At 70.6% G+C, this 26,760-nt stretch carries 20 protein-coding genes; 13 read left to right on the forward strand and 7 right to left on the reverse strand.

What is annotated here, in order from left to right; translation table 11 throughout:
- The first annotated feature begins 6 nt into the window (after positions 1–6).
- The 6 genes from ACWEOW_RS09070 to ACWEOW_RS09095 all read left to right on the forward strand — a co-directional run bounded on the left by ACWEOW_RS09070 (position 7) and on the right by ACWEOW_RS09095 (position 6,639).
- Entirely contained in the window at positions 7–990 is a 984-nt protein-coding gene (locus tag ACWEOW_RS09070; protein ID WP_452268859.1) for a lysylphosphatidylglycerol synthase transmembrane domain-containing protein, read from the forward strand.
- A complete protein-coding gene (locus ACWEOW_RS09075; RefSeq protein ID WP_452268860.1) occupies positions 983–1,675 on the forward strand; it encodes a RibD family protein in 693 nt (230 codons plus the stop codon). Before ACWEOW_RS09070 ends, ACWEOW_RS09075 begins: the two co-directional genes overlap by 8 nt.
- Before the next feature lie 79 nt (positions 1,676–1,754).
- The gene (locus ACWEOW_RS09080) at positions 1,755–2,702 is read left to right on the forward strand and encodes a LysR family transcriptional regulator (protein WP_452268861.1); all 948 of its coding nucleotides are present in this window, start codon (positions 1,755–1,757) and stop codon (positions 2,700–2,702) included.
- A 161-nt stretch (positions 2,703–2,863) separates the two neighbouring features.
- Positions 2,864–4,387 (forward strand): gamma-glutamyltransferase, encoded by a 1,524-nt coding sequence (locus ACWEOW_RS09085; RefSeq protein WP_452268862.1) that lies wholly within the window; start codon positions 2,864–2,866, stop codon positions 4,385–4,387.
- A gap of 30 nt (positions 4,388–4,417) precedes the next feature.
- Positions 4,418–5,755: a class I SAM-dependent methyltransferase gene (locus ACWEOW_RS09090; RefSeq protein ID WP_452268863.1), complete on the forward strand. Its 1,338-nt coding sequence runs from the start codon at positions 4,418–4,420 to the stop codon at positions 5,753–5,755.
- Between the two features lie 122 nt (positions 5,756–5,877).
- On the forward strand, positions 5,878–6,639 hold the full coding sequence (locus ACWEOW_RS09095) for a DUF1295 domain-containing protein (RefSeq protein ID WP_452268864.1): 762 nt from the start codon (positions 5,878–5,880) through the stop codon (positions 6,637–6,639).
- Between the two features lie 145 nt (positions 6,640–6,784).
- Here the strand turns inward: ACWEOW_RS09095 and ACWEOW_RS09100 are convergent, their stop codons facing one another.
- Positions 6,785–9,307 carry a DNA internalization-related competence protein ComEC/Rec2 gene (locus ACWEOW_RS09100; RefSeq protein WP_452268865.1) on the reverse strand — a complete coding sequence of 841 codons (2,523 nt, stop codon included), beginning with the start codon at positions 9,305–9,307 and terminating at the stop codon, positions 6,785–6,787.
- Positions 9,304–10,407: a helix-hairpin-helix domain-containing protein gene (locus tag ACWEOW_RS09105; RefSeq protein ID WP_452268866.1), complete on the reverse strand. Its 1,104-nt coding sequence runs from the start codon at positions 10,405–10,407 to the stop codon at positions 9,304–9,306. The genes ACWEOW_RS09100 and ACWEOW_RS09105 overlap by 4 nt, the downstream gene beginning before the upstream one ends.
- Before the next feature lie 191 nt (positions 10,408–10,598).
- Between ACWEOW_RS09105 and purU the strand changes: the two genes are divergently transcribed.
- Positions 10,599–11,441 (forward strand): formyltetrahydrofolate deformylase, encoded by an 843-nt coding sequence (gene purU, locus ACWEOW_RS09110; protein ID WP_452268867.1) that lies wholly within the window; start codon positions 10,599–10,601, stop codon positions 11,439–11,441.
- Positions 11,442–11,561: 120 nt separating this feature from the next.
- Here purU and ACWEOW_RS09115 read toward each other — a convergent pair whose 3' ends face one another.
- Positions 11,562–13,121 (reverse strand): outer membrane protein assembly factor BamB family protein, encoded by a 1,560-nt coding sequence (locus tag ACWEOW_RS09115; protein ID WP_452268868.1) that lies wholly within the window; start codon positions 13,119–13,121, stop codon positions 11,562–11,564.
- A gap of 350 nt (positions 13,122–13,471) precedes the next feature.
- Here ACWEOW_RS09115 and ACWEOW_RS09120 point away from each other — a divergent pair, with 350 nt between their 5' ends.
- The 5 genes from ACWEOW_RS09120 (at position 13,472) to ACWEOW_RS09140 (ending at position 19,881) form a co-directional block, all read left to right on the forward strand.
- Positions 13,472–14,836 carry an efflux RND transporter periplasmic adaptor subunit gene (locus ACWEOW_RS09120; RefSeq protein WP_452268869.1) on the forward strand — a complete coding sequence of 455 codons (1,365 nt, stop codon included), beginning with the start codon at positions 13,472–13,474 and terminating at the stop codon, positions 14,834–14,836.
- A complete protein-coding gene (locus ACWEOW_RS09125) occupies positions 14,836–15,549 on the forward strand; it encodes an ABC transporter ATP-binding protein (protein ID WP_452268870.1) in 714 nt (237 codons plus the stop codon). The genes ACWEOW_RS09120 and ACWEOW_RS09125 overlap by 1 nt, the downstream gene beginning before the upstream one ends.
- Positions 15,546–16,769 carry an ABC transporter permease gene (locus ACWEOW_RS09130; protein ID WP_452268871.1) on the forward strand — a complete coding sequence of 408 codons (1,224 nt, stop codon included), beginning with the start codon at positions 15,546–15,548 and terminating at the stop codon, positions 16,767–16,769. Before ACWEOW_RS09125 ends, ACWEOW_RS09130 begins: the two co-directional genes overlap by 4 nt.
- Before the next feature lie 63 nt (positions 16,770–16,832).
- A complete protein-coding gene (locus ACWEOW_RS09135) occupies positions 16,833–17,822 on the forward strand; it encodes a DUF5666 domain-containing protein (RefSeq protein WP_452268872.1) in 990 nt (329 codons plus the stop codon).
- Entirely contained in the window at positions 17,815–19,881 is a 2,067-nt protein-coding gene (locus ACWEOW_RS09140; protein ID WP_452268873.1) for an HlyD family efflux transporter periplasmic adaptor subunit, read from the forward strand. Before ACWEOW_RS09135 ends, ACWEOW_RS09140 begins: the two co-directional genes overlap by 8 nt.
- 18 nt (positions 19,882–19,899) lie before the next feature.
- Here the strand turns inward: ACWEOW_RS09140 and plsY are convergent, their stop codons facing one another.
- The 3 genes from plsY to ACWEOW_RS09155 form a co-directional block, all read right to left on the reverse strand.
- Positions 19,900–20,508, reverse strand: a complete 609-nt coding sequence (gene plsY / locus ACWEOW_RS09145; protein WP_452268874.1) for a glycerol-3-phosphate 1-O-acyltransferase PlsY — start codon at positions 20,506–20,508, stop codon at positions 19,900–19,902.
- Complete coding sequence (locus ACWEOW_RS09150) at positions 20,505–21,392, reverse strand: DegV family protein (RefSeq protein WP_452268875.1); 888 nt, start codon at positions 21,390–21,392, stop codon at positions 20,505–20,507. Before ACWEOW_RS09150 ends, plsY begins: the two co-directional genes overlap by 4 nt.
- 117 nt (positions 21,393–21,509) lie before the next feature.
- Positions 21,510–24,476, reverse strand: coding sequence for a leucine--tRNA ligase (locus ACWEOW_RS09155; RefSeq protein WP_452268876.1), 2,967 nt, complete (start codon positions 24,474–24,476; stop codon positions 21,510–21,512).
- Positions 24,477–24,929: 453 nt separating this feature from the next.
- Between ACWEOW_RS09155 and ACWEOW_RS09160 the strand changes: the two genes are divergently transcribed.
- Positions 24,930–25,892 carry a hypothetical protein gene (locus ACWEOW_RS09160; RefSeq protein ID WP_452268877.1) on the forward strand — a complete coding sequence of 321 codons (963 nt, stop codon included), beginning with the start codon at positions 24,930–24,932 and terminating at the stop codon, positions 25,890–25,892.
- Positions 25,893–26,108: 216 nt separating this feature from the next.
- Here the strand turns inward: ACWEOW_RS09160 and ACWEOW_RS09165 are convergent, their stop codons facing one another.
- Positions 26,109–26,756 (reverse strand): lysoplasmalogenase, encoded by a 648-nt coding sequence (locus tag ACWEOW_RS09165; RefSeq protein ID WP_452268878.1) that lies wholly within the window; start codon positions 26,754–26,756, stop codon positions 26,109–26,111.
- Between the last annotated feature and the right edge of the window lie 4 nt (positions 26,757–26,760).

Here is a 26,760-nt window from a genome sequence, read left to right on the forward strand (position 1 = left end):
AGGAGCATGCGTCGCGAGATGTGGTGGCTGCGGCCCCTGGCTGGTGCCGCGATCCTCGGCGTGCTGGCCTGGCGGATCGGCACGGGTCCCTTCCTCGATGCCCTGCGCCGCGTGGACGGCTGGTCGCTGGCGGCGGCGGCCGTCCTGGCAGCGCTGACCACCCTGTGCTGCGCCTGGCGGTGGGCGCTGGTGGCCCGCGGGCTCGGCGTGTCCCTGCCCCTGCGCTCGGCCGTCGCGGAGTATTACCGCTCCCAGTTCCTCAACGTGACGCTGCCCGGCGGCGTCGTCGGCGACGTTCGCCGAGGGGTCCGCCACGGCCGCGACGCCGGCGATCTCGGGCGCGGGCTCCGCTCGGTCGTCTGGGAACGGACCGCCGGACAGGTCGTCCTCGTCATCGTCGCCCTGGGCGCCGTGCTCTGGCTGCCGTCGCCCATGCGGGCCCCGGTCCAGATCGCTGCCCTTCTCCTTGCCGTGGCCGCGATCGTGCTCGCGGTCGCAGCGCTCGCCGGCAGCAAGCTGGGCCACCCCGCGCTCTCGCGCATCGTGCGCACGGTGGTCGATGACCTGCGCGCTGGGGTGGTCGGGCGGCATACCGTGCTCGTTGTCCTCGCGTCGGTCGGGGCAGTGGCCGGGAACGTCATGACCTTCGGGATCGCCGCGCACAGCGCTGGGGTCGCGGTGTCGCCGGCGCGCCTGCTGCCGCTCGGACTTGTGGTCATGCTCGCGATGGCTGTGCCGCTCAGCCTGGCCGGCTGGGGACCCCGTGAGGGGGCCACGGCATGGGCGTTCGGTGCCGCCGGGCTGGGCGTGAACCAGGGCGTCGCGGTGGCGGTGATCTACGGTGTGATGGTGCTCGTGGCCAGCCTGCCGGGGGCCGGGCTGCTTCTTGCAGGCCGGTGGAGACGCCGAGGCCGCGAGGCGGTCAGGGTGCCCGCGCTGGCCTCCGAGGCCGCGGCAGCACCCGACCACCCCAGGGCGGCGCATGGCTGAGCGCCCCTACACCCTGCTCAGCTGTGGCATGTCCATCGACGGGTACCTCGACACGTGCTCGTCCACGCGTCTGCTGCTGTCGAACGACGAGGACTTCGACCGGGTCGACGCCGAGCGGGCCGCGTCCGACGCGATCCTCGTGGGCGCCACGACGATCCGGAAGGACAACCCTCGGCTGCTCGTCCGGTCGGCCGACCGACGGGCAGACCGCGTGGCGCGAGGGCTTCCGGCCTCGCCGACCAAGGTGACCGTCACCGGCTCGGGGCGTCTCGAATGCACCGCACGGTTCTTCACCGCAGGCGATGTCGACAGGCTGGTCTACTGCGCGACGGGCTCACTGTCCGAGGCACGGCAGGACCTCGGGGCGGTCGCAACAGTCGTCGACGGCGGACAGCCCGTAAGGATGAAGCATGTCTGCGAGGACCTGCACCGCCGTGGAGTGCGTCGGCTCATGGTCGAGGGCGGCGGGACGGTGCACACGCAGCTGCTCACCGCGGACCTCGCGGACGAGCTGCAGCTCGTCGTGGCGCCCTTCTTCGTGGGCGACTCGGGCGCCCGTCGGTTCGTCGGCGACGGGCGCTTCCCGTGGAACCCCGACCGGCGGGCGACCCTGGCCCAGGTGCGCCAGATCGGTGACGTCGTCCTGCTCCGCTACGCACTCTCCGAGCGGTTCCGGATGGACTGAGCGCGCCTCAGGGCGCGGTCTCCGCTCACTCCACGTGTGAGAACCAGGGAAATGCATAATCATCGGTTATGATGAGTCCATGATCGACGCTGCCGGCCTGAGGGTCATGAAGGCCATTGCCGACGAGGGAAGCTTCACGAGCGCCGCCAACGCGCTCGGCTTCACCCAGCCCGCCATCTCGCAGATGGTCCGCCGGCTCGAGCAGCGCACGGGCACCGTGCTCGTCGAGCGCTACGGCCGGCAGGTCCGACTCACCGAGGCCGGCCAGGTCCTCGCCCGCCACGCCGTCGGTGTGCTCGCTGCGCTCGACGCTGCCGAGGAGGAGATCACCGCGATCGCCGGCCTGCGCGCCGGCCGCGTGCGGCTCCAGGCCTTCCCCAGCTCCTCGGCCACGCTCGTGCCGAAGACCCTGGCGATCCTCAAGGCCAAGCACCCCGACATCACCGTCACCTTCACCGAGGCTGAGCCGCCCGAGTCGCTCGCGGCGCTGCGCAACGGCGACTGCGACGTCGCGGTCGCGTTCGCCTACGAGGGCGCCGACCTCGGCGAGCTCGAGGAGGACCTGTCTCTGCTCGTCACCCGCCGTCTGATGGACGACGAGGTGCGGCTCGTCGTCCCCGCGACCCATCCGCTCGCGGACGCTGGGACAGCCCGGCTCTCCGACTTCTCGGGCGAGGAGTGGATCGCCGGCTGTCCGCGATGCCGCGGCCACCTCCTGTCCCTGGCCGACCACGAGGGTTTCCGACCCAACGTCGCGTTCGAGACCGAGGACTACGTCGCCCAGCTCGGTCTCGTGACCGCCGGCCTCGGGGTGGCGCTGGTTCCCGACCTCATCCTCAACGCGGCCAAGCACGACCACGTCGCCACGCTGCCCCTGTCCCCCGCCTCCCGCCGGCAGATCCTCGCAGTCACCACGCCGGACCTGCAGCGGGTGCCAGCCGTCGCTGCCGCGCTCGACGCGCTCTGCCAGGCCGCGGGTGCCGACCCGCGGGTCTCGGCGGCCGAGCTCGTCGCCGCGCGCGCCTGAGGGCGTTTCGCCCGCCGCCCCCAAGGGCTGGGGCGGATCGCTGTAGGGCCGCTCGCAGGGACCGATGACGGGTGATCCGCAGGTCGCGCTCGCTCCGACGACGTATGCCGTCCCCGCCGCCGGTCCGTGCCGTGCGGGCCGATCTCGGCCAGAATGCCGTCATGACACGGGTCGCGCTCGCCGCCACCGGAACCGTCGCGCTGGAGGCCGGGCTGGAGACAGCTGCCGAGGGCGGCAACGCCGTGGACGCCGCCGTGGCGGCGGCCATCGCCGCGATGAGCACCGAGCCCGGTGTCGTCAGCCTCATGGGTGGCGCCTTCGTCAACATCTGGCCGGCCGGCGCCGACCCGGTCGTCATCGACGGCAACGTCGAGATGCCCGGCCGCGGCCTGGATCAGGCCGCCTTCGGCCGCGGTGTACGCCGGGTCCACACCGACTACGGCGGCGGTGTCGACCTTGGAGCCGGACACGGATCTGTGGCGAACTCGGGTGCGCTGCAAGCCCTTTCGATCACCCACCAGCGCTACGCGAGGCTTCCTTGGCGACGTTTGGTGGAGCCCGCGGCCCGAGCATGCCGGCGGGGTTACCCGGTCGGCGCCGCCGCAGCGCTCTACCTCGGCATCGTCCGCGACAGCCTGTTCGGCGACGACCCGGAGGCCCACGCGCTCGTGACCGGAGCCGATGGCGGTGCGCTCCAGCCCGGCGAGACGTCAACCAACATCGATCTCGCCGACGTTCTCGACCTCCTTGCGGCACAAGGGATCTCGCTCGTCACGACCGGAGCCGTGGCGCATGTCCTCGTTGACGACATGGCCGCGAACGGGGGGCTGATCACTCATGCCGACCTGACGGCATACGAGGCGGTCCTGCGCACCCCGACGAAGCGAGCCATCGGCGACTGGACCGTGGCCTTCAACCCTCCGCCGTCGGTAGGTGGACCCATGCTCGCGGTCATGCTCGGCGAGCTGGCCAAGCGCGACGAATGGTCGTGGAGGGACGTCATCGACGTCCAGCGGCGAGTGCTCTCCTATCGCCTCGGCGTGCATGACCGGTCGCGCGACCTGCACGCCGACGGGCACGCGCTGCTGACCTCGGTCGAGAGGTACGGACTCGCTGGCCTGCCGAGCTCGGCATCGACCGCCCACGTGTCTGCGGTCGACGAACACGGCACGGCCTGTGCCGTGACGATGTCGAGCGGGTACGGAGCCGGCATGGTCATACCCGGTACCGGCATCCTGCTCAACAACTCGCTCGGTGAGCCGGAGCTCAACCGCCTCGGCCTGCACGCCGTCCCGCCGGGGACCCGACTCGCGTCGAACATGGCGCCGACGACCGCTCGAAGCGCGTCCGGTGGCGCCCTCGCGATCGGCTCGCCGGGCGCGGACCGGATCACGACCGCGCTCTTCCAGGTGCTGGCTCGCGTGCTGCTGCGGGGCGAACCGCTTCAGGCAGCGGTCGACGCGCCGAGGCTCCATGTGCGGTTCCTCGAAGACGGCTCGCCGCGAGTCGAGCTCGAGCCGTCGGACGAGCTCGAAGCCGCCGTCGAGGCGAGCGGCCTTGTCTCACACGTCTATCCGAGCCCGCACATGTATTTCGGTGGTGTCGGTGCGGCTGAGCTGGCGGAGCGTGGACTCGTCGCCGCAGGCGATGCGCGCCGCGAGGCCGCAGTCGGCTTGTCGGCGTGACGGAGTGGTCGGACTGCGGACGGAGAAACCATGACCACCACCGAAGGCCGGGCGTCCACTGCTGCCGCCGACCGAGCCAGTGCCGCCGAGCGGCTCGCCGAGCTCGTGAGCCCGTGGCTCGATCCGCTGCCAGTACGCGTCCGTGCTTGGGACGGCAGCGCCACCGGGCCGGATGACGCGCCGACCGTCGTGGTGCGAGACCCGGCCGCGCTCCGGCGCGTGCTGCGCCACCCCGGGGAGCTGGGCATCGCGCAGGCCTACGTCACCGGCGAGCTCGACGTCGAGGGAGACCTGCTCGACGGCTTCCGCCGGATCCGTCGCGCCGTGCGGGAGTCTGCGCCCGTGAGCCGTCGCCCGGCGAGCGGGATCGCTCGTGCGGCGCGTGCCGCCAGGTCGGTGCCCGATGTCGCGCGATCGCTGCGGACAGCGGCCGACCTCGGCGGCCTCGGCTGGCCTCCGCCACCGCCGGTGTCACAGGCACGTCTCCGGGGCCGCCTGCACACGCTCACCCGTGACCGCAGGGCGATCGAGCACCACTACAACCTGTCGAACGAGTTCTACGCGCTCATCCTCGACCCCGATCTCGTCTACTCGTGCGCGTACTGGACGAGCGACGACCCGGGCTACACGCTCGTGGACGCCCAGCACGACAAGCTCGACCTGGTCTGCCGCAAGCTCGACCTGCGCCCCGGGAGCCGCCACCTCGACATCGGCTGCGGATGGGGGGCGTTGGCCGTGCACGCGGCCGAACGCTACGGCGCGACGGTCGTTGGGGTGACCGTGTCCAGCGAGCAGAAGGCGTTCGCCGACCGGCGCATCCGGGAGCGGGGGCTCGAAGGCCGGGTGGAGATCCGCCTGCAGGACTACCGGGAAGTGCCCGACGGGCCGTTCGACACCGTGTCCGCGATCGAGATGGGCGAGCACGTGGGCGACGCCAACTATCCCGAGTTCTCACGCCAGATCGGTCGCCTGTTGCGTCCTGGCGGTCGCGTGCTGGTGCAGCAGATGTCGCGTTCGACCCGCCCGGGAGGCGGTCCGTTCATCGAGGCGTTCATCGCCCCGGACATGTCGATGCGCCCGGTCGGCGACACCGTGGCGATGATCGAGCGCGCCGGCCTCGAGGTGCGAGACGTGCATGCGCTGCGCGAGCACTATGTGCGGACCGTCTCGGCGTGGTACGCGACGTTCGAGAGCTGCTTCGACCGCGTGGTCAGTCTCGTGGGCCCCGAGGTGGCGCGGGTCTGGCGGCTCTACCTCGTCGGCGGCGCCCTGGCCTTCGAGGAGGGTCGGATGGGTGTGGACCAGATCCTCGCCATTCGCCCGACCGGCGACGGGCGCAGCGCCATGGCCATGGTCCGGTCCAGATGACCTTTCCTGCCGGTACGGGCGCCGTCCCCAGAGCCATCTTGAGCACGGCCGATGGCGGGGGCCTCGGTGCCGGGTTCGATATGGGCGGGTTCAGTCGGACGCTGCCCTTGACGGTGCTGGCTGTGGCTGTGGTCCTGGGCGTGACCCTTGGCATCGCGTTGCGGGTCGGCCGGCACGCCGTCGTCGACGTTGCCTGGGGGCTCGGCTTCGTCGCCATCGCCGTGACCGCCTTCGGCACGTCGTCGGGATCGGGCGACGGTCTGCGCCGGTGGACGAGCCTGTTGTTGACCGCGGTCTGGGGGCTGCGCCTGGCAGCGCACGTCTGGCTGCGTTCGCGCGGTCGAGGCGAGGACCCGAGGTACGAGGCGATGCTGGCCCGCGCTCCGCAGGGCCGCACGGCCTATGCCGTCAGGCACATCTATGTGCCGCAAGGTGCGGTCATGTGGTTCGTGTCGATGCCGGTGCAGGTTGCCATGTTCGAGCGGGGCGGGATCGGTTGGGTGCTCTGGCTCGGGGTCGCGATCTGGGTGGTCGGCTTCCTCTTCGAGACCATCGGCGACCTTCAGCTCACGCGATTCCGCGGCGACCCGACGACGGCGGGCACGGTGCTGAACACGGGACTGTGGAGATACACGAGACACCCGAACTACTTCGGCGACGCCTGCGTGTGGACGGGACTCTTCCTGGTGGCCGCGAGCGCCTGGCCCGGCGTGCTGACGATCCTGTCGCCCGTCGTCATGACGTGGAACCTCTACAGCGGGACGGGGAAGAAGCTGCTGGAGAAGGACATCGGCGACCGGCGCCCCGGTTACGCCGACTATGTCCGTCGGACGAGCGGTTTCGTCCCCTGGCCTCCACGACGCGAGCGGGCCGGGGGTCCCTGACATGCGGCATACCTCGGCCCGACGGGTTGGGCCGGGTGGGACGGAGCGCCCACTCGACCAGGAGAGCGAGCCCGCTCGGTCGAGTGAGCGCCCTCACAAACGCGGTCGAGCGGGGTGAGCGTGCGGCCTGCCGGTTCACGGTGCGTCACCGCGACAGCGCACGTATGCCGGAGGCGTCCTCGACGACAGCGACGTCGCCTTCGAGGTCGGTGCGGTGAACCTCGAAACCCCGTGACTCGAGGGCGTGCAGCGTCGACGGCGCCGGATGGCCGTAGTCGTTGTTCTTGCCGACACTGATGAGGGCCAGGCGGCCTTCCACCCTGTCGAGAAGCCGGTCATCGCGGTTGCTCGACCCGTGGTGCGGGACCTTGAGGACATCGATATGCCCCCATCTGGCCGGCTCGAGCGCCACCTCGTGCAGAACCTCCGCGGCCGCCTCTCGCTCGATGTCACCCGCGAGCAGCAGCGTCACACCACGGACGTGCATGGTCAGCACGATGGACGCGTTGTTGGGCACCGATCCGGCGTCGATGCGACGAGCGGGCCACCACACGTCGGCGGTGACTCCCCTGACCGAGAAGCTCTGCCCAGCCCTGAGGTCGGAGACCCGCACGTGTGCCTGGGCCGCGAGGCGCGCCACGTGCACCGCTTCCGCGGGCGGGTCGCGGACCGGTGATGCGAGGACCTCGCCGACACGCCGATCCAGCAAGCCCGCAAACCCCTCGGCATGATCGGCGTGGTAGTGCGTGAGGACGACGAGATCGACCGACGTCGCCCCGACTCGGTCAAGACATCCACGGATGAGCCGGGGCTCGGGGCCGGTGTCGACCACGATGACGTGTCCCTGCCCAAGGTCCACCACCAGTGCGTCGCCCTGGCCGACGTCGCACGCGATGAGCACCCATCCGGGCGGCGGCCAGGCGATGGCAGCAGTGGGCGCGAGGAACCCGACTGTGAGGAGCACGACAGCGGTCGCCACGGTCGGACGGTGCCGGCTGCGGTGCCAGGCCCAGGGTGCGAGCGCAATCACCGCCGTCGTCACGAGCGCGAGAGCGACTGCGGCCCATGCGGAGTCTCCCCACCCGATGACACCGCCTGGCGCCTGCGCGCACCACCTCGCCACGGCGGCGATGGCCTGGGCGGGTGCGGCCGCGGCCCACGCCAGCCAGCCGGCGGCGGTGACGGAGACGACGGACAGGGCTGCGACCGCGACGCCGAGGACCGTGGCCGGCGCAACGAACGGCGCTGCCAGCAGGTTCGCGATGATCGCGACCAGCGAGACCGAACCCTGCAGTGGCGCGACGATCGGAGCACACACCACCTGCGCCGCCACGGGCACCGCGATCACCGGTCCCAGCCAGCCCAGACGGCGCGGGAGCCAGCTGGCCAGCGTCAGGCCCCAGGGCCTCGCGAACACGAGCAACCCGAGCGTCGCCACGCTCGAGAGTGCGAAGCCATAGGACCGCGACAGCCATGGATCCCACACGAGCAGGGTGGTCACAGCCCCGGCCAGCGCGGGCACGCCCGCCCGTCGACGGGACATGGACAGGCCGGCCAGGCCGACGGCTCCCATCACCGCGGCACGCACCACGCTCGGCTCCGGGCGAGCCAGCACGACGAAGGCCGCCAGGACGACAACAGACACGAGTGCGCGCCACCGCCTGCGGATCCCGACGAGCCCACAGAGCCCGACCGCGGCCGCGTGCACGAGCGTCACGTTGCTCCCAGACACGGCGCTGAGGTGACTGAGCCCGGTCGCCTGCATCGCCTCGGTCAGATCCGGAGGGGTTCGCGTCGTGTCACCGACGACAAGAGCCGGGACGAGGCCGCGTGCGTCGGACCAGACAGCGCCGGTCGCGGCGAGGAACCTGCTCCGGACGAGCTCGGCCGCGGCGAACAAAGCACCCGGAGCGCTCGTGACTCGCATCGCTCCCTTCGGTCGTGCGACCGCGACGACGTCGTCGCCCGGCTGGGCCGGCTCCAGCCGCACGACCGCCGCTACCTGCTCGTCCCAGCGGAGCGCGGCCCACTGCTCGCCCGAGGCGACGACGAGCACCGGTGTCTGGACTGACATGCGATCACCGCGGCCCTGCACCTGCTCGACCTCGAGCACGACGACCGACGTTGCCCGCCTGGCCGATCCGGCTCCCTGGGCGACCGGCCGGGGCTGCCCAGCGACGTGTGCGGCGATCGTCACCACCGCCCGCTGTTCCGCCAGCGCCTCCACGGGGCCGACGGATCGCAGCAAACGGTGGCCGACCGCGGCCACCAGCAGGAGGGCGACGACGGCGAGGACCGCGGCGGCCGGACGCAGCCACGACGCAACGGCCGATATACGGGCCACCCGTCGACGCGCCTGCGGTTCGGCACCCGCACCATGTGGACGTCGACGACCTGAGCGACCGCCCCGCACTCCACGTCCGGCAGTGAGCAGGATGGCCGATGCCGCCGCGAGCGCGCACAGCCCCGCTGCGCCAACGAGCGGGATCGGCGCGAGCAGACCCCAGAACCCAAGTACCGGCCAGGCGACCAGGACCGGGAGCAGCAGCCGAAGGTCGAGCCTCCGGTCGACCTTCGGCCGCACTCGCGGGACGGGGTCACGACCTGCCAGCTCGACCACGGAGCGGCGCTCGACCACGGAGCGGCGGATCGCGCGACGGCTGCTCACAGGGTGACCCGCGGCCGGAGCCGTGCCATCAGCTTGTCGCCGATCCCGCTGACCTCGCCGAGCTCGTCGATCGACGTGAACCGACCGTGCGCTGCACGCCAGTCGAGGATGCGCTGCGCCAGAACGGGACCCACTCCAGGCAGGGAGTCGAGCGATGCCAGGTCAGCGGAGTTCAGGCTCACGGCCGGCGCGTCTGCGGTCCCGGCGGCCCCGGGCCCCGGCGACGAGCCACCGGGTGCTGAGCCGGTGGCCGCCACAGAGGCATCACCGACCTTCGGGACCCGGACCTGCTCGCCGTCGACCAGAAGACGAGCCAGGTTCAGCGCGCCGAGGTCCGCCCCGCGGCTCGCGCCACCAGCACTCGTGATCGCGTCGGCAACGCGAGCGCCCTGCCTCAGCCGGACCAGACCTGGGCGGGCAACCCTCCCCACGACGTCGACCACCACCTCTCCGGCAGGACCGGCCGACGGCAGCCCGGACGACGACGGCTGGGCCGAGGCACTGACCGCAAAGCGATCCGTCGCACGGATGTCGTCGGACGTGGGACCGAGCGCGCTCGAACCTGCCGCGGCACCGACCGGCGTACCTCCGACGACGACGGAGCCGGTGCCGCCGGGGGCGACGGCCGGGCCGACCGATCGCTCGGCCCAGAGCACCCGGAGCACGAAGGCACAGCCGACAGCGACGGCGAGCGCGACCAGGGCCACGATCGCCGTGCTCGACAGCGACCGGCGACCGTCGCGCACGCTGTCGGGCACCGTGAGGAACGCTGGCCGCCGAGCCCGTCTGAGGGCGGCGTCGAGGCGGGTGGCGTCGTCGGACCTCGGTCCGGTCTCGTCGATGGCGCGACTCAGCCGGCCGGCGAGCGCGGCACGTGGCCCTTCTGGAAGGTCGGCGACCCAGGCCGGGTCCGAGTCGCCGTCGTCGGCAGCACCCCCGTCCGGAGCACCGTCTCGCCCGGGTGCGACAGGCCCGCCGATGTCCGAGCCGGGTCGAGCGACTGCCGCTGCTTCACCCGCGACCGAACCAACCGGATGATCCCGAAGGATCCGCGCGACGCGCTCCAGGTCGGTCGGTGGGCGAAGGCGGCGGAACGGCATACGGCGACGTTAAGAACGGGGCGTCCCACGCGCCGCCACGCGAGCTCGACCTGGGGACAACGGCATACGCGGGCAAGGGGGTGTGGACGCCACCTGCGGGGCGACGGCGGACGGGTCCCCGAGCGGTCACAGCACGAGACGGCGCCAGTCCCGATTTCGGCCTCCGGGCGCGACTGGTCCAGACTGCTCCAATGGCCAGGCACATCATGACGCTCACGTGCGACGACCGGCCGGGGATCGTCGCGGCCGTATCGTCGGCCCTGCTTGCGGTCTCGGCCAACATCGTCGAGAACCAGCAGTACTCCGACGAGGCCACCGGCCTGTTCTTCATGCGCACCGTGTTCGACGCCGATGCCGCCGATGTCGACGCGGTGCTCGAGGCGATCCGGCAGAGCCCGGCCGTCGCCCACCAGCACCTGGCCGTCCGGCCCGCTGACGAGCACTGCCGGACCATCATCCTCGTCAGCAAGTTCGACCACTGCCTGCTCGACCTCCTCTACCGCTGGAGGTCGGGCGACCTGCCGATCGACATCGTCGGCGTCGTGTCCAACCACGAGGACTGCCGGGGCCTCGTCGAGTACTACGGGCTGCCGTTCACGGTCATCCCGGTCACCTCGGACACGAAGGCCGAAGCGGAGGCAGAGCTGCTGCGCATGGTCGATGCCGACGATGTCGGCCTCGTCGTCCTAGCTCGCTACATGCAGATCCTCAGCGACAGCCTGTGCGCGGATCTCGAGGGTCGGGCCATCAACATCCACCACTCGTTCCTCCCGGGCTTCAAGGGCGCCAAGCCGTACCACCAGGCGCACGACCGCGGCGTGAAGCTGATCGGCGCCTCCGCCCACTACGTCACCGCGGACCTGGACGAGGGCCCGATCATCGAGCAGGACGTCGTCCGCGTGACCCACGCGGAGTCGCCCGAGCGGCTCGTCGCGATCGGCCGTGATGTCGAGCGGCGGGTGCTCTCACGGGCGGTGCGTGACCACGCGGAGTCGCGCGTGTTCCTCTCGGGTCGACGCACCATCGTCTTCTGAGCCACCAGCCTCGCTGAGGTATGCCGCGACCCACCGTCACGAACGAGGGTCGGCGACGCGGGGCCGCCCCCCGCGTCGCCGATCCCTCCCCTCCCCCCTGAGCCGAGCCCCGGCTCGAAGTCACTTCACACTGAAGGCATACAGCTTGTTGTTCGGCGTCCCGAAGCCGAAGTTGCTGTAGCCCGAGCCCCAGTAGACCGTGCCGTTCGAGATCGCCGCGCCGGACAGGCACGACCCACCGCTGGCGAACTCCCAGAGTTGCGCCCCGGTGGCCGCATCAAGGGCATACATGTAACCGTTATCGTCGAGGGAGCACCCGAAAACGACGCCGTTGGCTGTCGTCACTGGTCCGGACGTACCGCCGCCGTGCTTTGGCACGGTCTGCCACAGGAGCTGTCCCGTCGCTGCGTCGAGCGCGGACCAGACACCCGTAGTGGTGACCGACCCATCGGGCAGCGTCCACGGCTTGACGTTGCTGTTCGCGTTGGCGGTGTAGACCCGCTTGCCATCGACGGCTGATCCCCACTGGAGGCCGCCGGCCGTGCCACCCGGTCCGGCCACGGTCATCCAGACCACCTGCCCTGTGCTCGGGTCGAGCGCCCAGTACTGTCCGCTCTTCTGGCCCACGCCGACGAGCTCACGCCCAGTCGTGGTCTTGAACAGCGCCGGCGCCTGGGCGAAGTCGTAGTCAGGGCCCTGAGGCTCCGGGCAGTTGGACCCGTCTCCAATGCCGGGGATGCAGTCGGCCGTCCACGCATCGAAGGAGATCGCGGAGGTCGCCCACTTGACCACACCGGTGCGCAGGTCGAGCGCGAGGATCGAGTCGAAGTAGTCGTTGGCGGGCAGACAGGCCTTCTTGTCCGCCGGGGGCGCCGCAGCGACACAGTCCAGGACGCTCTGAGGAAGGTTGTAGTTGTTGCCGGTCGCGATGTAGACGGACCCGCGTTTCGTGTCGACCGCCGGCGAGCTGCCCCAGACCGCTCCGCCGGGGTAGCCCGGAGGCGTCATGTACGTCTTCCACAGGATCTTGCCGGTCCGGAGGTCGAGCGCTGCCATGCTGCCCCGGAAGGTGCAGCACACATAGCCCTGGATCACCGAGTACGCCTCCTCCTGCGAGGACGTCCCCACGTAGACGACGCCGTCGAAGATCGTCGCCGACTGCGTGATGACCGCAGTCGGGTGGCTCTCGAGCTGGGTCTTCCACAGCAAGGCGCCCGTCGCCTTGTCGACGGCGACGACGGCGCCTCCACCGCCGAAGGGACCCTGGTTGCCGATGACGAGGGCCGTGTCGGACAGGGCGGGCGTCGCCCGGGCCTTGTCGCCGGGCACCCCGGTGTAGTCGGACATCTTCTTCTGCCACACCACCGCACCGCTGGCGCGGTTGACGGCGTACAGGTTGCCGGACCAGTCCGGGAAGTACACCTGCTGTCCGTCGACCGCCGGCGTCGCCGAGACGTCACCCCCGGTCGTGACCTCCCACTTTTCGGTGAGGCCGCCGTTCCGAACTGTCTCAGGCGAGATCTTCGACTCGTTCGCCGCGTATCTCGTGTTCTGCCGGTCACCCCCGGCAGAGTTCCAACCTGTTCCCCCCGGCGCTGCTGCGGCTTGCCCCCCGATCAGCAGTGACCCCACGGCCACCACTGCCAAGACCAGCCGCGCGCGCATTCCTGTGCTCTTCATGTCGCTCCTCGGCTGGGCGACCCCGAGAGGGTCGCCGTTGACCCTGTCGGACCAGGCCAACGTAGACCCGCGCGAGTCGCGCGGCAGGAGTTTCGAAAACTCTCGAGGACAGGTCCGGACTTGTCGTGACGGGCCGGGCGCGCAGGCTCGCCCGCACGATGGGTCCCCTTCCGCAACACGGGATTCGGGCTTGGTGCCAAACGCCCCAAGTGTCCGGTCCCACAGCCTCAGCACAGCAATTCCATCGCTGGTTTCAAGCCGCGGTTTCTAGCGTCCTGAGAACAACTCAACCTAGGGGACTTTTCGGAGGACTACCCGTGACGACTGCCCCACCCGAACGTCCGCCGCACATGGACGAGCCACTCCAGCCAGGCGGGGCCGGGATACCCGGGCCTGAAGCAGCCGCCGACCCAGCCGAGATGGACGAGGCGGCGGAGACGGCCGCGAGCGGGCGGCGCCCGCGAGGGCGCCGGCGACTGCGCCGATGGATGGTCGTCGTCGCGGTAGCCGTACTCGTGGCAGGGGCTGCTGGTGCGTTCGCCCTGAGCCGGCGCCAGGACCCGAACGCCGCGGCCGCTCAGACGCGGACCGTCACGGCGTCTCGCACGACGCTGCAGCAGACCGTCTCGTCCACGGGCACTCTGGAGCCCTCGAACGAGGCGGACCTGTCGTTCAGTGCAGCCGGGACGGTGACCACCCTCGACGCGACCGTCGGGCAGAAGGTGACCAAGGGTCAGCGCCTCGCGACGATCGACGACACGTCGCTGCAGAGCCAGGTCGAGCTCGCCCAGTCCCAGGTCGACCAGGCGCAGACCCAGGTCGACGACAGCTCTTCAGGAACCACGGCTCAGATCGCCGCCGCCAACGCACAGCTCGCCTCGGCGAAGGCGAAGCTCTCTTCGGCGCAAGAGGCGCTGGCCGGCGCCACCCTCACCGCGCCGTTCGACGGGGTGATCGCCAGCGTGAACACCCAGGTGGGCGATCGTGTCAGCGGATCCTCTTCCGGCACAGGTAGTTCCGGAGGCTCGGGCGGCAACGGCGGCGCGGGCAACGGCTCCAGCGGCGCCAACGGCTCGAGCTCCCAGTCCTCCTCGACAGCGGCAGTCACCGTGATCTCGACCAACTCGTGGATCGTGACGGCTTCGGTCACCAACGCGGACCTGCCGAGCATCAAGGCCGGCCTGCAGGCCACGATCATCCCCACCGGATCCGCGACGCCCGTGTTCGGCACGGTCAAGACCGTCGGCATCGTCGCGTCATCGAGCTCGAGCGGCGTCGCGCAGTTCCCGGTGACCATCGCGGTGACCGGCAAGCCCACCGGGCTCTACGCGGGCACGTCGGTGTCCGTGTCGATCGTCGTCAAGCAGCTCAACGACGTCCTCACCGTGCCCACCCTCGCCGTGCGCACCGAGAACGGGCAGACCGTCGTCTCACTCGTGAAGAACGGCGCCACGGTGACGACACCGGTCACCGTCGGCCAGGTGTTCGGCGCCCAGACCCAGATCACCAAGGGCCTGGCCGAGGGCGACCAGGTCGAGATGAACGTCGCCACCTTCCAGCGGGGGGCCGGGACCGGTACGGGCACCAATGGGGGACGTACCGGGACCGGCGGCTTCGGCGGCACCGGACTCGGCGGTGGCTTCGGCGGCGGCGGCTTCGGCGGCGGCTTCGGGGCACCTCCGGGCGGTGCTCCGGGAGGTGGCCAGGGCCGGTGATGACACGACCACGCATCATCGAGCTCCACGAGGTGCGCAAGAGCTACAGCACCGGCAGCATCAGCGTCGAGGCGCTACGCGGCGTCTCGCTCTCGGTGGACGAGGGTGAGTACGTCGCGGTCATGGGCCCGTCCGGGTCTGGCAAGTCGACGCTCATGCACATCGTGGGCTGCCTCGATGTGCCCACTTCTGGCAGCTACCACCTCGCGGGCGAGGACGTCAGCGCGATGGGCGAGCGCCAGCTCGCGGACGTGCGCAACCGGCGAATCGGCTTCGTCTTCCAGCAGTTCAACCTGCTGCCGACGCTCAGCGCCTGGCGCAATGTCGAGCTCCCGCTGACGTATGCCGGTGTGCCCCGTGACGAGCGCCGTACGCGTGCGCTCGAGGCTCTCGGGCGCGTCGGCCTCGCCAAGCGCGTCGACCACAAGCCGGGCGAGCTCAGCGGCGGCCAGCAGCAGCGGGTCTCCGTCGCGCGTGCCCTCGTGACGAACCCGGACCTCATCCTCGCCGACGAGCCGACGGGCAACCTCGACACCGCGTCCTCGTCCGACGTCCTGATGCTGTTCGAGGAGCTGCACGCCCAGGGACGCACGATCATGCTCATCACCCACGAGCACGACGTGGCCGAGCGTGCCGAGCGGCGGTTCGACATCCTCGACGGCCAGGTCACGGGCGACAGCTCCCGCATGGCGGCCCGGGGGGTGCTGCGATGAGCTGGGTCGAGACCCTGCGCACCGCACTCGACGCGATCCGGACCCGGCGGATGCGCTCGGCCCTGACGGTGCTCGGCATCCTCATCGGCATCGCCGCCGTCATCCTCACCGTCGGCCTCGGGCAGGGCGCCCAGGCGCAGGTCGCGAACCAGATCAACTCGCTCGGCTCGAACCTGCTCATCGTCTCGCCGGGCAGCTCGACGAGCACCAGCGGCATACGGGGCGGCTTCGGCTCGGCGACCACGCTGACGAGCGCCGACGTCGCCGTGCTCGAAGACCGCTCGGTCGCCCCAGACATCGCCGCGGTGGCCCCCGTGACGTCCTCGCAGCAGGCCGTCGTCGCCAACGGCACCAACTGGACCACGAGCATCGTCGGCACGACACCGTCGTGGCTGGGCGTACGAGCGCGGACCGTGCAGACCGGCCGGTTCTTCACCGAGGCCGAGCAGTCAGCTGCTGGACGGGTCGCCGTCATCGGCTCGACCACGGCCCAGGAGCTCTGGGGCCCCCGGTCACCGGTGGGCGAGACGATGACGGTCGGCGGAGTCGAGCTCACCGTCGTCGGCGTGCTCAACACCGCCGGATCGACCATCGGCGGCGACCAGGACGACCAGGTGGTCGTGCCCGCGACGACGTACGCCAACTCCTTCTCGAGCGGAGGCACGGCAGTCTCGACCATCTACCTCGAGGCCGCGGGGCAGGACACCCTGTCGGCGGCATACCAGGAGGCGAACAACGCCCTGCTCACCGCGCACGGAGTCACCGCCGCCACGGCGGACTTCACGCTGAGCAGCCAGGAGTCGCTCGTGCAGACGGCCACGAACACCGCGCACATCCTCACCGTACTGCTCGCCGGTATCGCGGCCATCTCCCTGCTCGTCGGCGGCATCGGCGTCATGAACATCATGCTCGTCTCCGTCACCGAGCGGATCCGGGAGATCGGTCTGCGCAAGGCGCTCGGCGCCACGCCGAGGGTGATCCTGCGCCAGTTCCTTGTCGAGGCAAGCCTGCTCGGGCTCGTCGGCGGTGTGCTCGGGCTCGCTCTGGGGCTGGTGGGAGCCCTCGTGCTTCCCAGCCTCATCAGCCAGCCCGTATCGCTCTCGATCGAGGCCGCGGCCGCCGCGCTGCTCGTCTCTCTCGTCATCGGGGTGGCCGCCGGCGTCTACCCCGCCAACCGAGCCGCCCGACTCGCGCCCATCGACGCACTCCGCAGCGAATGACCGCGCGCAGTCCCCGTCTAGACCCACCCGACGACCCCGTCCTGACCAGAAGTGAGTACTGAGATGATCCACGCCGTCGACCGACGCACCCGCCCCGTCCTGGCCGCCGCTGCCACGCTCGCCTCTGTGCTCGCCCTCGCCGCGTGTGGCAGCGGTGCCACTCCAACCGCCGGCGCTGCCACCGCACCGGCCCAGGGCAGCGCCCAAGGTGGTTCCGCCGGTGGGCAGGGCCAGTTCGGCGGCGGGCAGGGCGGGCGAGGCTTCCCCGGCACGTCCGGGCTCGTCGCGGACGTCACGGGCGACACGGCCCAGGTGCAGAGCACCCAGTCACAGACCGCCGTCACGTGGACCAAGAGCACCCAGTTCACCGCCCAGACCGCGACCACCGCGTCCAGCCTGCGCGTGGGTGACTGCGTGTCGGCCCGACCCGCCCGACCGGCCGGAACAGCTGGCTCGACCCCCACGAGCACGCCGAGCGCCAGCTCTGCCGATGCCACGACCGTGGCCGCCGCGACGGTCGAGATCTTCCCCGCGACGAACGGCACCTGCGAGACGAACGGCCTGGCCGGTGGCCGTGGCTTCGGTGGCCCCGGCGGCGCAGGCCCCGGCGCGGGCGGCTTCGGGAACGGCAGCGGCACACCCCGGCCGACCGCGCCGCCGCAAGGTTCAGGGACACCTAGTGGTGCTCCCAACGGTTTCGGGGCCCAGTTCCGCGGCGCGACGGGCAAGGTGACCGCTATCGACGGTGGTTCGTTCACGGTGCAGCCGATCGCCCGGCGAGACCAGAACGGCACGACGAGCGCCGCGACATCCCCGGTCACCGTCACCTATGCGGCGTCGACGACATTCACGACTGCTGGCAAGGCAACCGCATCTGCAGTGAAGGTCGGCGTGTGCCTCACCGCTTTCGGGAAGGCTGACGACACGGGGGCCGTCACAGCGACCATGATCCAGCTGAGCCAGCCGGTCGACGGGTCCTGCACGACCGGGTTCCGGCTCGGTGGTGGCGGGGGCCGGCCGGGTGCCACTCCGACGGGAACTCCCAATGCCTGACCGTCGCACGCCTCGCCGCCGCTGGTTCGTGGTCGGTGGCTCGGCTGCCGCCGTGCTGGTGCTGGCGAGCGGATATGCCGTCGCGCTGGGTCAGACGTCGGACGAGACCGGTCAGTACCGCACGGCACGCGTCACGACCGGACCGGTCGACTCCGTCCTCACCCTGACCGGGTCCGTGAGCCGTCTCGACCAGCTGACGGCGACGTTCCCCGCCAGTGGCACGGTCAGCTCGGTGTCCGTCCAGGTGGGTCAGCGGGTCAAGGCCGGGGACGTCCTGGCCTCCATGGACCCGACCGCGCTGCGCGCGACGCTCCTCGACGCAGAGGCGACCCTGGCCCAGGCCGAGGCCAGCCTCGAGGCCGACGAGAGCTCGACCTCGACGTCCTCCTCGGCGTCCTCGTCCGCGTCCACCTCATCGGGGTCCGGCGGCTCCGGCTCCTCGCCCACCGGGTCGAGCTCGGATGCAAAGACCTCGACGGGCAAGCAGTCCTCTGGAAGGGCCTCCTCCACGCCCGGCGGCAGTTCCACGTCCACCCCGTCCGGATCACACGGGTCCACCTCCCACCCATCCGCCGGTGGCTCCGGGACCTCGATCGACCTGAGCGGTCTCCGGCAGGCGCAGCGCAAGGTCGACGCGGCGATGGCCGGCCAGCAGACCGCCTGCGCACCTGTCCTCGTCAACACCGGTACGGGCAGAGGCGCCTCGGGTCCGCCCAGCCGCGGTAACGCACGGCCGGCCTCGTTCTCGCTGACCGGCACTCCCCAGCCGACCGGTTCGGCCGGCCCGACGACCACCGGCACCCCCGAGCCGAGCGGCACCAGCTCGTCGACTGCTTCTCCGACGTCGCCGACCGGCTCGGCAACCACGACGCCCAGCGAGCGACCGACCGAGACGCCGACGAGCACCCCCGACCCGACAGCGAGCACGCCGGCACCGACCGGCACGACGCAGGCAGGCCCGTCAGAGGCCGAGCTCGCCACCTGTGCGGCTGCGCTCCGTACCGTTGCGAACGCTCAGCAGGCCGCGACGGCCGCGCTGACCCAGCTGGCCGGTAGCGTCACCCACCTGGCTCAGCAGGTGGCCGCGGCGGCCGCCGCGGCGGCGGCCTCCCAGGCGGCCCAGGGCGGCTCCGGTCCCTCGTCACAGTCCTCGAACAGCGGCGCCGGCGGCACCGGCGGTAGCGGGAGCAGCGGCACTAGCGGGAGTAACGGCGGCACCGGAGGATCGGGCTCGCCGACCGGGAACGGGCCCTCCGGCGGTTCAGGCTCGGGCGGCTCGGGTGGGTCGAACGCCGGCTCGACGCAGAGCCAGAGCAGCCGGATCGCCTCCGACCGGGTGGCGATCCTCGAGGCCCAGGCTTCCGTCGACCAGGCGCAGGCCGACCTGGACGGCGCGACGCTCAAGGCGCCGATCAGCGGCGTCGTCGCCTCGGTCGCGTTCGTCCCCGGGCAGACCGCGACCTCGTCGCAGGGCGTCGTCATCGTCGGCGACGGCGCGGCCCAGGTCACCGTCAACGTCCCGCTCGCGGACGTCAAGCTCGTGACCACAGGGCTCAAGGCCGCGATCACGCCTGCGGGCGGCACCAAGCAGGAGGACGGCTCCGTGACGTCCGTCGACCTGTTGCCGGCCTCGAGCTCGACCAGCTCCTCGCCGACCTACCCCGCGAAGGTCGTCGTCCCGAACCCGTCGGTCGCGCTCGCGTCGGGCTCGTCGGCAACGGTCTCCGTCGACGTCGGGGGCAGCGCGAACACGCTGCGCGTCCCAGTGTCAGCGGTGGGTGGCCGAACGGGTGGCTCGGGGACCGTCAGCGTCATCGTCAACGGCACGCCGGAGACCCGCAACGTCGTCCTCGGCGCCGTCGGTGGAGGCTATGCCCAGGTGCTCTCGGGCCTGAGTCAGGGTGACGTGGTCGTCATCGCCGACGTCTCGGCGGCCATCCCGACGAACAACGCCGGTTTGCGTGGACTCGGTGGCGGCGGCTTCGTCCGTAACGGGGCGGGCGGCGCGGGGACCGTCCGCAACGGGGCGGGCGGCGCAGGCCCCGTCCGCAACGGATAGCCCACCCCCGGCGTCCGGTCAGGCGTCGGGAAGGTGCCGCTGACGCCACCAGCCGATGACGTTGTTCTTGTGTCGCCACATGATCAGCGCCGCGACCGCCGTGAGCCACACTCCCGTCCAGACGTCGCCCGGTGCGTGACCGGTCCATACGAGCACGGCCACGACGATGATCGACAGGGCACCGAAGATTGAGCCCGCCGCGACCCACCGGGTGAGGGCCACGCTGACGGCGAACACGACGAGGACCACGAGCGCCACCCACGGGGCCGCGCCGAGGATCGCGCCCAGCGTCGTCGCGACGCCCTTTCCACCGCGTCCGCGAAGGAAGGGGGACCAGATGTGCCCGAGCACGGCCGCGATGCCCACGGCATACGCGACGTGTGGGCCGAACCACTGCGCGGCAGCGAAGGTCGGCACGAAGCCCTTGAGCACGTCGAGAACGCCGACGAGCACACCCCACTTGCGCCCCAGCACCCGCCCCGCGTTGGTCGCTCCGGGGTTGCCTGATCCGGACGCCGCGAGGTCCTTTCCGAGGACCTTGGCGATCATCGTGGCAGGGTTGACCGAGCCGATGAGGAAGGCGACAACAACCGCAGCGACCCAGCCGAGCAGTGTGCCCGTCGTCACGACCCGGTGACCTCCGATGGACCGGGCAGGGGCTCGCACGGATGGGGAGCGACGGCGATGGCGACCGTACCCGGGCCGACGTGCGCTCCGACGACGGCGCCGAGCTCGACGACGAACACCTTGGGCGATCCCGGCACCATGGTGCGCAGGTCGGCTGCGATCTGGTCGGCCCGCTCCGCGGCGTCGAGATGGTGGACGGCGATGTCGACGACCTTTCCGCCGGCCTTGACGTGGTCCACGACCATCGCCTCGATCCGCGCGACCGCCCGGGCGGCCGTGCGTACCTTCTCGACGGGCACGATTCGCCCGCCTCGCACCGCGAGGATCGGCTTGATGGCGAGTGCCGAACCGAGCAGCGCCGACGCCGCTCCGATCCGGCCGCCGCGACGCAGGTGCTCGAGTGTGTCGACGTAGAACAACACCCCGGAGGGCGAGAGGCGGGCCCACGCGGAGTCGACGACCGCCTTGACGTCTGCACCGCCACTCGCGGACTCGGCTGCGGTCACGACCGCGAATCCCATTGCCATTCCTATGGTTTCGCTGTCGACCACCTCAACCGGCACCCGGCCTTCGGCAGCAGCGAGGCGCGCCGCTTCTACCGTGCCCGACATCTGTGACGACAGATGGATCGACACGATCTGGGTCGCGCCCTCGTCCGCGAGCCGCGCGTACGTCTCTGCGAACACCTGCGGGGTCGGCCGTGACGTCGTGACGATGGTGTACTCGCGCAGGGCGGCGGCCACCTCGGCGGCCGAGATGTCGCGGCCCTCGATGTGGTCCCGCCCGCCGACGATGACGTGCAGCGGCACGACCTCGATGCCGTGCTTGCGCACGATCTCATCGGGCAGGTATGCCGTCGAGTCCGTGACGATCCGGATGGTCATCTTTCGCTCCTTCCGCCGGTGGACGTCGATGATGCAGGACCCGCCAGAGGTCGACAGGCCACGAACGCACCTTCCCACGGGATGAGCCGTGGTGCGTGGTTCGCGGCCTGTCGGCGCTCAGGCCGGGACGACGTTGACCAGCTTCGGAGCGCGCACGATCACCGTGCGCACGCCGTTCTCGGTCGCCGCGCGGACCTTGTCGCGTGCGAGCACGAGCTCGCGCAGCTCGTCCTCGGAGATGTCAGGGGCGACGTCGATCCGGTCGCGCACCTTGCCCTTGATCTGCACGACGCAGGTGACGAGCTCTTCGATGATCTTCGCGGCGTCGCTGACCGGGAAGGCGGCATAGGTGATGCCCCCCTCGTGACCGAGCCGCCGCCACATCTCCTCCGCGATGTGCGGAGCGATGGGGGCGATCATGAGCACGAGCGCCTCGACGACCTCCCGCGGAGGGATGTCCAGCTTCGTGACGGCGTTGTTCAGCTCGATGAGCTTGGCGATGGCGGTGTTGAACCGCAGCCCGTCGTAGTCCTCACGGACGCCCGCGATGGTGCGGTGCAGCTGTGTGGTCAGTGCCTGGTCCGGCTCGACGTCGGCGACTCGCACCGCGCCCGTCTCCTCGTCGACGACGTTGCGCCACAGTCGCTGCAGGAAGCGCTGGCTGCCGACGACGGCGCGGATCTCCCACGGCTTGCTCAGCTCCAGCGGCCCCATCGACATCTCGTAGACGCGGAAGGTGTCGGCGCCGTAGGCGTCGTACATCTCGTCCGGGCTCACGGAGTTCTTCAGGGACTTGCCGATCTTGCCGTACTCACGGTTGACCTGCTGGCCGTTCCAGACGAACGTCGCCTCGTCGCCGTGGCCGCCCGCCTGCTCCTGCACCTCCGCGGCCGGTACGTACTGGCCGCGGCTGTCGGTGAAGGCGTAGGCCTGGATGTACCCCTGTGAGAAGTACTTCCGGAACGGCTCCTCGCTAGCGACGTGGCCGAGGTCGAACAGCACCTTGTGCCAGAAGCGGGCGTACAGCAGGTGCAGGACCGCATGCTCGACGCCGCCGATGTAGAGGTCCACACCTCCGGGGTCGACCGTGCCGTCGGGCGCCCCGGCGACGGGCGTGCCGTGGCGGGCCAGCCAGTACCGCTCGTTCTCCGGGTCCACGAACGCGTCGTGGTTGGCCGGGTCGAGGTAGCGCAGGTAGTACCAGCACGAGCCGGCCCAGTTCGGCATGGTGTTGGTCTCGCGGCGGAAGTGGCGCGGTCCGCGGCCGTCGCCCAGGTCGAGCTGAACGTTCACCCACTCGGGCACGCGGGACAGCGGCGGCTCCGGCGAGCTTGTCGCGTCGTCGGGGTCGAAGGTCTTCGGGGAATAGTCGGGCACGTCCGGCAGGGCCAGCGGCAGCTGGTCGTCCGGCACGGCATACGCGACCCCGTCGTCGTCGAACATCACCGGGAAGGGCTCGCCCCAGTAGCGCTGACGGCTGAACAGCCAGTCCCGGATGCGGTAGTTCACCGTGCCATGGCCGATGCCGGCGTCCTCGAGATACGCGATGATGCGCGCCTTGGCGTCCGCGACATGGAGCCCGTCGAGGGAGACCCGGTCGTTGCTGGAGTTGATCGCGACCCCGTCGCCCAGGAAGGGCTCGTCGTCCGGGTGGCCCTCATCCGGCTGGACCGTGCGGACGATCGGGATATCGAACTTCTCGGCGAACTCCCAGTCGCGGACGTCCTGCCCGGGCACGGCCATGATCGCTCCGGTGCCGTAGCCCATCAGGACATAGTCGGCCACGAAGACCGGGATCCGCTCTCCCGTAACGGGGTTCGTCGCCCACGAGCCGGTGAAGACGCCGGTCTTGTCGCGCCCCTCCGTCTGCCGCTCGACGTCCCCCTTGCGCGATGCAGCCAGCTGGTATGCCGCCACAGCCGCCTTCGGGGTCGCGCCCGCGTCCCCGTCGACGCCCTTCCAGGAGTCCTTCGAGCCGTCGGGCCAGTCGCCCTGCGGGACCAGGGAGTCCACGATCGGGTGCTCGGGCGCGACGACCATGAACGTCGCGCCGAAGATCGTGTCGGGGCGGGTCGTGAAGACGTCGATGCCCGCGGTCTCCCCGCTGGCGGTCACGACCGGGAACGTCACCCGGGCACCTTGGGACCGGCCGATCCAGTTGCGCTGCATCAGCTTGACCTTCTCGGGCCAGTCGACCCCGTCGAGGTCGTCGGCCAGCCGGTCGGCATACGCGGTGATCCGCATCATCCACTGCGAGAGGTTGCGCCGGAACACCGGGAAGTTGCCGCGCTCGGAGCGGCCCTCGTTGGTGACCTCCTCGTTGGACAGCACGGTGCCAAGGCCCGGGCACCAGTTCACCGGCGCCTCGGACTGGTAGGCCAGGCGGAAGCCGTCCAGCACCTTGGCCTGCTCGGTCGAGCCGAGCTCACCCCACCCCCGGCCGTCCTGGCTCAGCACGGTCCGCCGGCCCGACTCGAACTCCTCGACCAGCTCCGAGACCGGGCGCGCCTTGCCGCGACCGCCGTCGGCACGGACCGCTTCGGTGTCGTACCAGGCATCCCAGATCTGCAGGAAGATCCACTGCGTCCAGCGGTAGTAGTCCTCGTCGATCGTCGCGAAGCTGCGCCTGTTGTCGAAGCCGAGGCCGAGACGCCGCAGCTGGCGCTTCATGACGGTCATGTTCTCCTCGGTCGTCTTACGAGGGTGCTGGCCCGTCTGGACGGCATACTGCTCCGCCGGCAGGCCGAACGCGTCGTACCCCAGGGCGTGCAGGACGTTCTTGCCCAGCATTCGGTGGTAGCGGCTGTAGACGTCCGTGGCGATGTACCCGAGCGGGTGCCCCACGTGCAGTCCGGCACCTGAGGGGTACGGGAACATGTCGAGGACGATCAGCTTCTCGCCGAGGCTCGCGACCTTCTCGGGCTCGGCCCACGGACCGGCGGGGTTGGGCGCGTTGAACGTCCCCTCCTCCTCCCAGCGGTCCTGCCAGTCGTTCTCGATGGTCTGCGCCAGCTGCGCGGTGTAGCGGAACGGGGTCTCGTCCCGGCTTCCTCGCGTCTGCTCGCTCTGGGTCTGCTCGCTCATGTCGATCTCTTTCGTCGCATCGTGGGTGATCGCGTGCTTCGGGCAAAAGAAAACCCCTCGCGCAGGAGGGGGAGCCGCGTTGATGCCGGGAACCCGGCTTTGGTCAACGCGGCTGCGGAAGGAGCAGCAGACCAGCCATGTGCCCAAGGTTAGCGCAGGGCTCCCGGATCAATCCCGACGAGTGGCCCCGCAGCCACACCCCACCCCCGTCGAGTGGCCCCATGGTCGCGACACCAAGCCGGGGTATGCCGTCGAGTGGCCCGCCAGCCACACCCCCGGCAGCCCCAATCCCCGTCGAGTGGCCCGCCAGCCACACCGCCCGGCAGCCCCAATCCCCGTCGAGTGGCCCCGCGGTCCCGGCCGCGGCTCAACATCCCCGGCAGTCGCCCAGGCGTTATCCACAGAACTCTCGCCGCATCACCCCCGAACATCCAGCGGGGCCACGGTCATCTCATGCACTCAACACAGTCCACGGATCACTGGGTCATCGATCACCTCGCAGCGGCGGCACGACACGACCTTCACGTCGCCTGTCATGCGGCGCTATCGGTTGTGCCTGACGGAAGCGCGTTCTCTCACGTCACGGCTGCGCGCCTCTTGGATCTCCCGATCTCGTATGCGATGGCGGACGACGATCGGCTTCATGTCCTTCGGCCGATCACCAAGAACCGAGTTCGCATCTCCGGATTTGTCGGGCACCGCGCCCTCCATCCACGAGCTGTTGTCATGGTGGGCGGGCTACCCGTGGTCGGCCTGGCCGATACCTGGACGGACCTAGGAGAGCTCGTAGGCAGAGGCAAGCCCGTGGGACTGGACGACCTGGTCGTCCTCGGGGACGCCTGTGCTACCAGGCTCGGCAGCCGGCAACCACTCCTGACAAGTGTTCTTTCGCGAGTCCGCCCCCGCGGCAAGCGAACCCTGCTCGAGGCTTACGGCGAGATCCGAGTTGGATCTGCCTCTGCCCGTGAGTCCGTCGCACGCCTTGTCCTCTCGCGGGGCGGGTTGCCTGAGCCCAAGCTGAATGAACCCATCTTCGCCTCGTGGGACCCCGACCTACTCCTTGGTGTGGGTGACCTGGTCTGGGAGCTGGTAGACCCTAATGGGCAGCCGGTCAAGGTCGTCGGGGAGTACCAGGGACGACTCTTCCATTCTGGAATCGCGCGCCGGCGGCGCGACAAGCGGCGAGCGACCGGGCTGCGGGACGACGGCTGGAAGGTGGAAGAGATCTGGAATGACGATCTGAACGGTGCGGGCGCTCGGCGCACGACGCTGATCCGGTTCGCGAAGTTGCTCCATGTCGACATCGGCGACCTCAACCTCGCGAGGGTTGAGCCTCGGTTCTTCTCAAGCCACGCCATGGATCTGGCGATCCAGCGCCAGATGCAAGGGCGCTCAAGAGCTCTCCGGCTTGGGTGACGTGACGACGCGGCCACTCGACGGCATACCCCGGCTTGGGTGACGTGACGACGCGGCCACTCGACGGCATACCCCGGCTTGGGTGACGTGACGACGCGGCCACTCGACGGCATACCCCGGCCCGGGTGACGTGACGACGCGGCCACTCGACGGCATACCCCGGCTTGGGTGACGTGACGACGCGGCCACTCGAGGGGGTGGGGCGGCAGGGGGCGGTCAGCGGAAGAGCCCGACGACGATGAGCACCTGGGCCAGGTGGTACGTGAGGATGACGGCGAGCGGCGCCCAGCGGCGCTCGTGCACGAACCGGTCATGCCCGAGGATCGAGTCGGAGAGCATGAACAGCGCGCAGCCGATGACCACGACCGGATCGCCTTTCCATGCGGCGACGAGCACCAGCGCCGTGAGGACCAGCTGGTAGATGAAGACCGGACCCCGGTTGTGCCCGGCGTGGCGGACGATGTCCCGGCCGACGAGCTGGTGGGCGACCAGCACGGCGGGCACGGCTCCGAGGAACCACCACGGGAATCCGGTCGCCCTCGGCGTCTCGAGGATGGCCCAGGCGTACGCGACATGGGTGAGCAGGAACGCTCCGACCCCGACGAGGAACCGGACCTCCGTGGCGTTGAGCAGTGCGACGTCTCCGACGAGGCTGAACGCGAGGGCCACGATGACGGGCAGAAGGGTCGGCGACCCGGGAACCCGCCCTTCCCAGTAGAGCGACCACGCCACGCCCATGAGGAGCAGCACGAACAACGGCTTGGTGATCCGCTCGACGATGTAGTCGCCCCGCAGCACCGAGCCCCAGTTGATCACGGCGGTCACGCCGAGCGCGACGCCGAGGACCCACAGGTGCGTGGTCACCTGG

The organism is Monashia sp. NPDC004114, from assembly GCF_053603855.1.

What these genes read in the sequence shown, in the direction of transcription:
- ACWEOW_RS09070 (WP_452268859.1), top strand. Translation starts at nt 7, where the DNA reads ATGCGTCGCGAGATGTGGTGGCTGCGGCCCCTGGCTGGTGCCGCGATC.
- ACWEOW_RS09075 (WP_452268860.1), top strand. Translation starts at nt 983, where the DNA reads ATGGCTGAGCGCCCCTACACCCTGCTCAGCTGTGGCATGTCCATCGAC.
- ACWEOW_RS09080 (WP_452268861.1), top strand. Translation starts at nt 1,755, where the DNA reads ATGATCGACGCTGCCGGCCTGAGGGTCATGAAGGCCATTGCCGACGAG.
- ACWEOW_RS09085 (WP_452268862.1), top strand. Translation starts at nt 2,864, where the DNA reads ATGACACGGGTCGCGCTCGCCGCCACCGGAACCGTCGCGCTGGAGGCC.
- ACWEOW_RS09090 (WP_452268863.1), top strand. Translation starts at nt 4,418, where the DNA reads ATGACCACCACCGAAGGCCGGGCGTCCACTGCTGCCGCCGACCGAGCC.
- ACWEOW_RS09105 (WP_452268866.1), bottom strand. Translation starts at nt 10,407, where the DNA reads ATGCCGTTCCGCCGCCTTCGCCCACCGACCGACCTGGAGCGCGTCGCG.
- purU (WP_452268867.1), top strand. Translation starts at nt 10,599, where the DNA reads ATGGCCAGGCACATCATGACGCTCACGTGCGACGACCGGCCGGGGATC.
- ACWEOW_RS09115 (WP_452268868.1), bottom strand. Translation starts at nt 13,121, where the DNA reads ATGAAGAGCACAGGAATGCGCGCGCGGCTGGTCTTGGCAGTGGTGGCC.
- ACWEOW_RS09120 (WP_452268869.1), top strand. Translation starts at nt 13,472, where the DNA reads ATGGACGAGCCACTCCAGCCAGGCGGGGCCGGGATACCCGGGCCTGAA.
- ACWEOW_RS09125 (WP_452268870.1), top strand. Translation starts at nt 14,836, where the DNA reads ATGACACGACCACGCATCATCGAGCTCCACGAGGTGCGCAAGAGCTAC.
- ACWEOW_RS09130 (WP_452268871.1), top strand. Translation starts at nt 15,546, where the DNA reads ATGAGCTGGGTCGAGACCCTGCGCACCGCACTCGACGCGATCCGGACC.
- ACWEOW_RS09135 (WP_452268872.1), top strand. Translation starts at nt 16,833, where the DNA reads ATGATCCACGCCGTCGACCGACGCACCCGCCCCGTCCTGGCCGCCGCT.
- ACWEOW_RS09140 (WP_452268873.1), top strand. Translation starts at nt 17,815, where the DNA reads ATGCCTGACCGTCGCACGCCTCGCCGCCGCTGGTTCGTGGTCGGTGGC.
- ACWEOW_RS09150 (WP_452268875.1), bottom strand. Translation starts at nt 21,392, where the DNA reads ATGACCATCCGGATCGTCACGGACTCGACGGCATACCTGCCCGATGAG.
- ACWEOW_RS09155 (WP_452268876.1), bottom strand. Translation starts at nt 24,476, where the DNA reads ATGAGCGAGCAGACCCAGAGCGAGCAGACGCGAGGAAGCCGGGACGAG.
- ACWEOW_RS09160 (WP_452268877.1), top strand. Translation starts at nt 24,930, where the DNA reads ATGCACTCAACACAGTCCACGGATCACTGGGTCATCGATCACCTCGCA.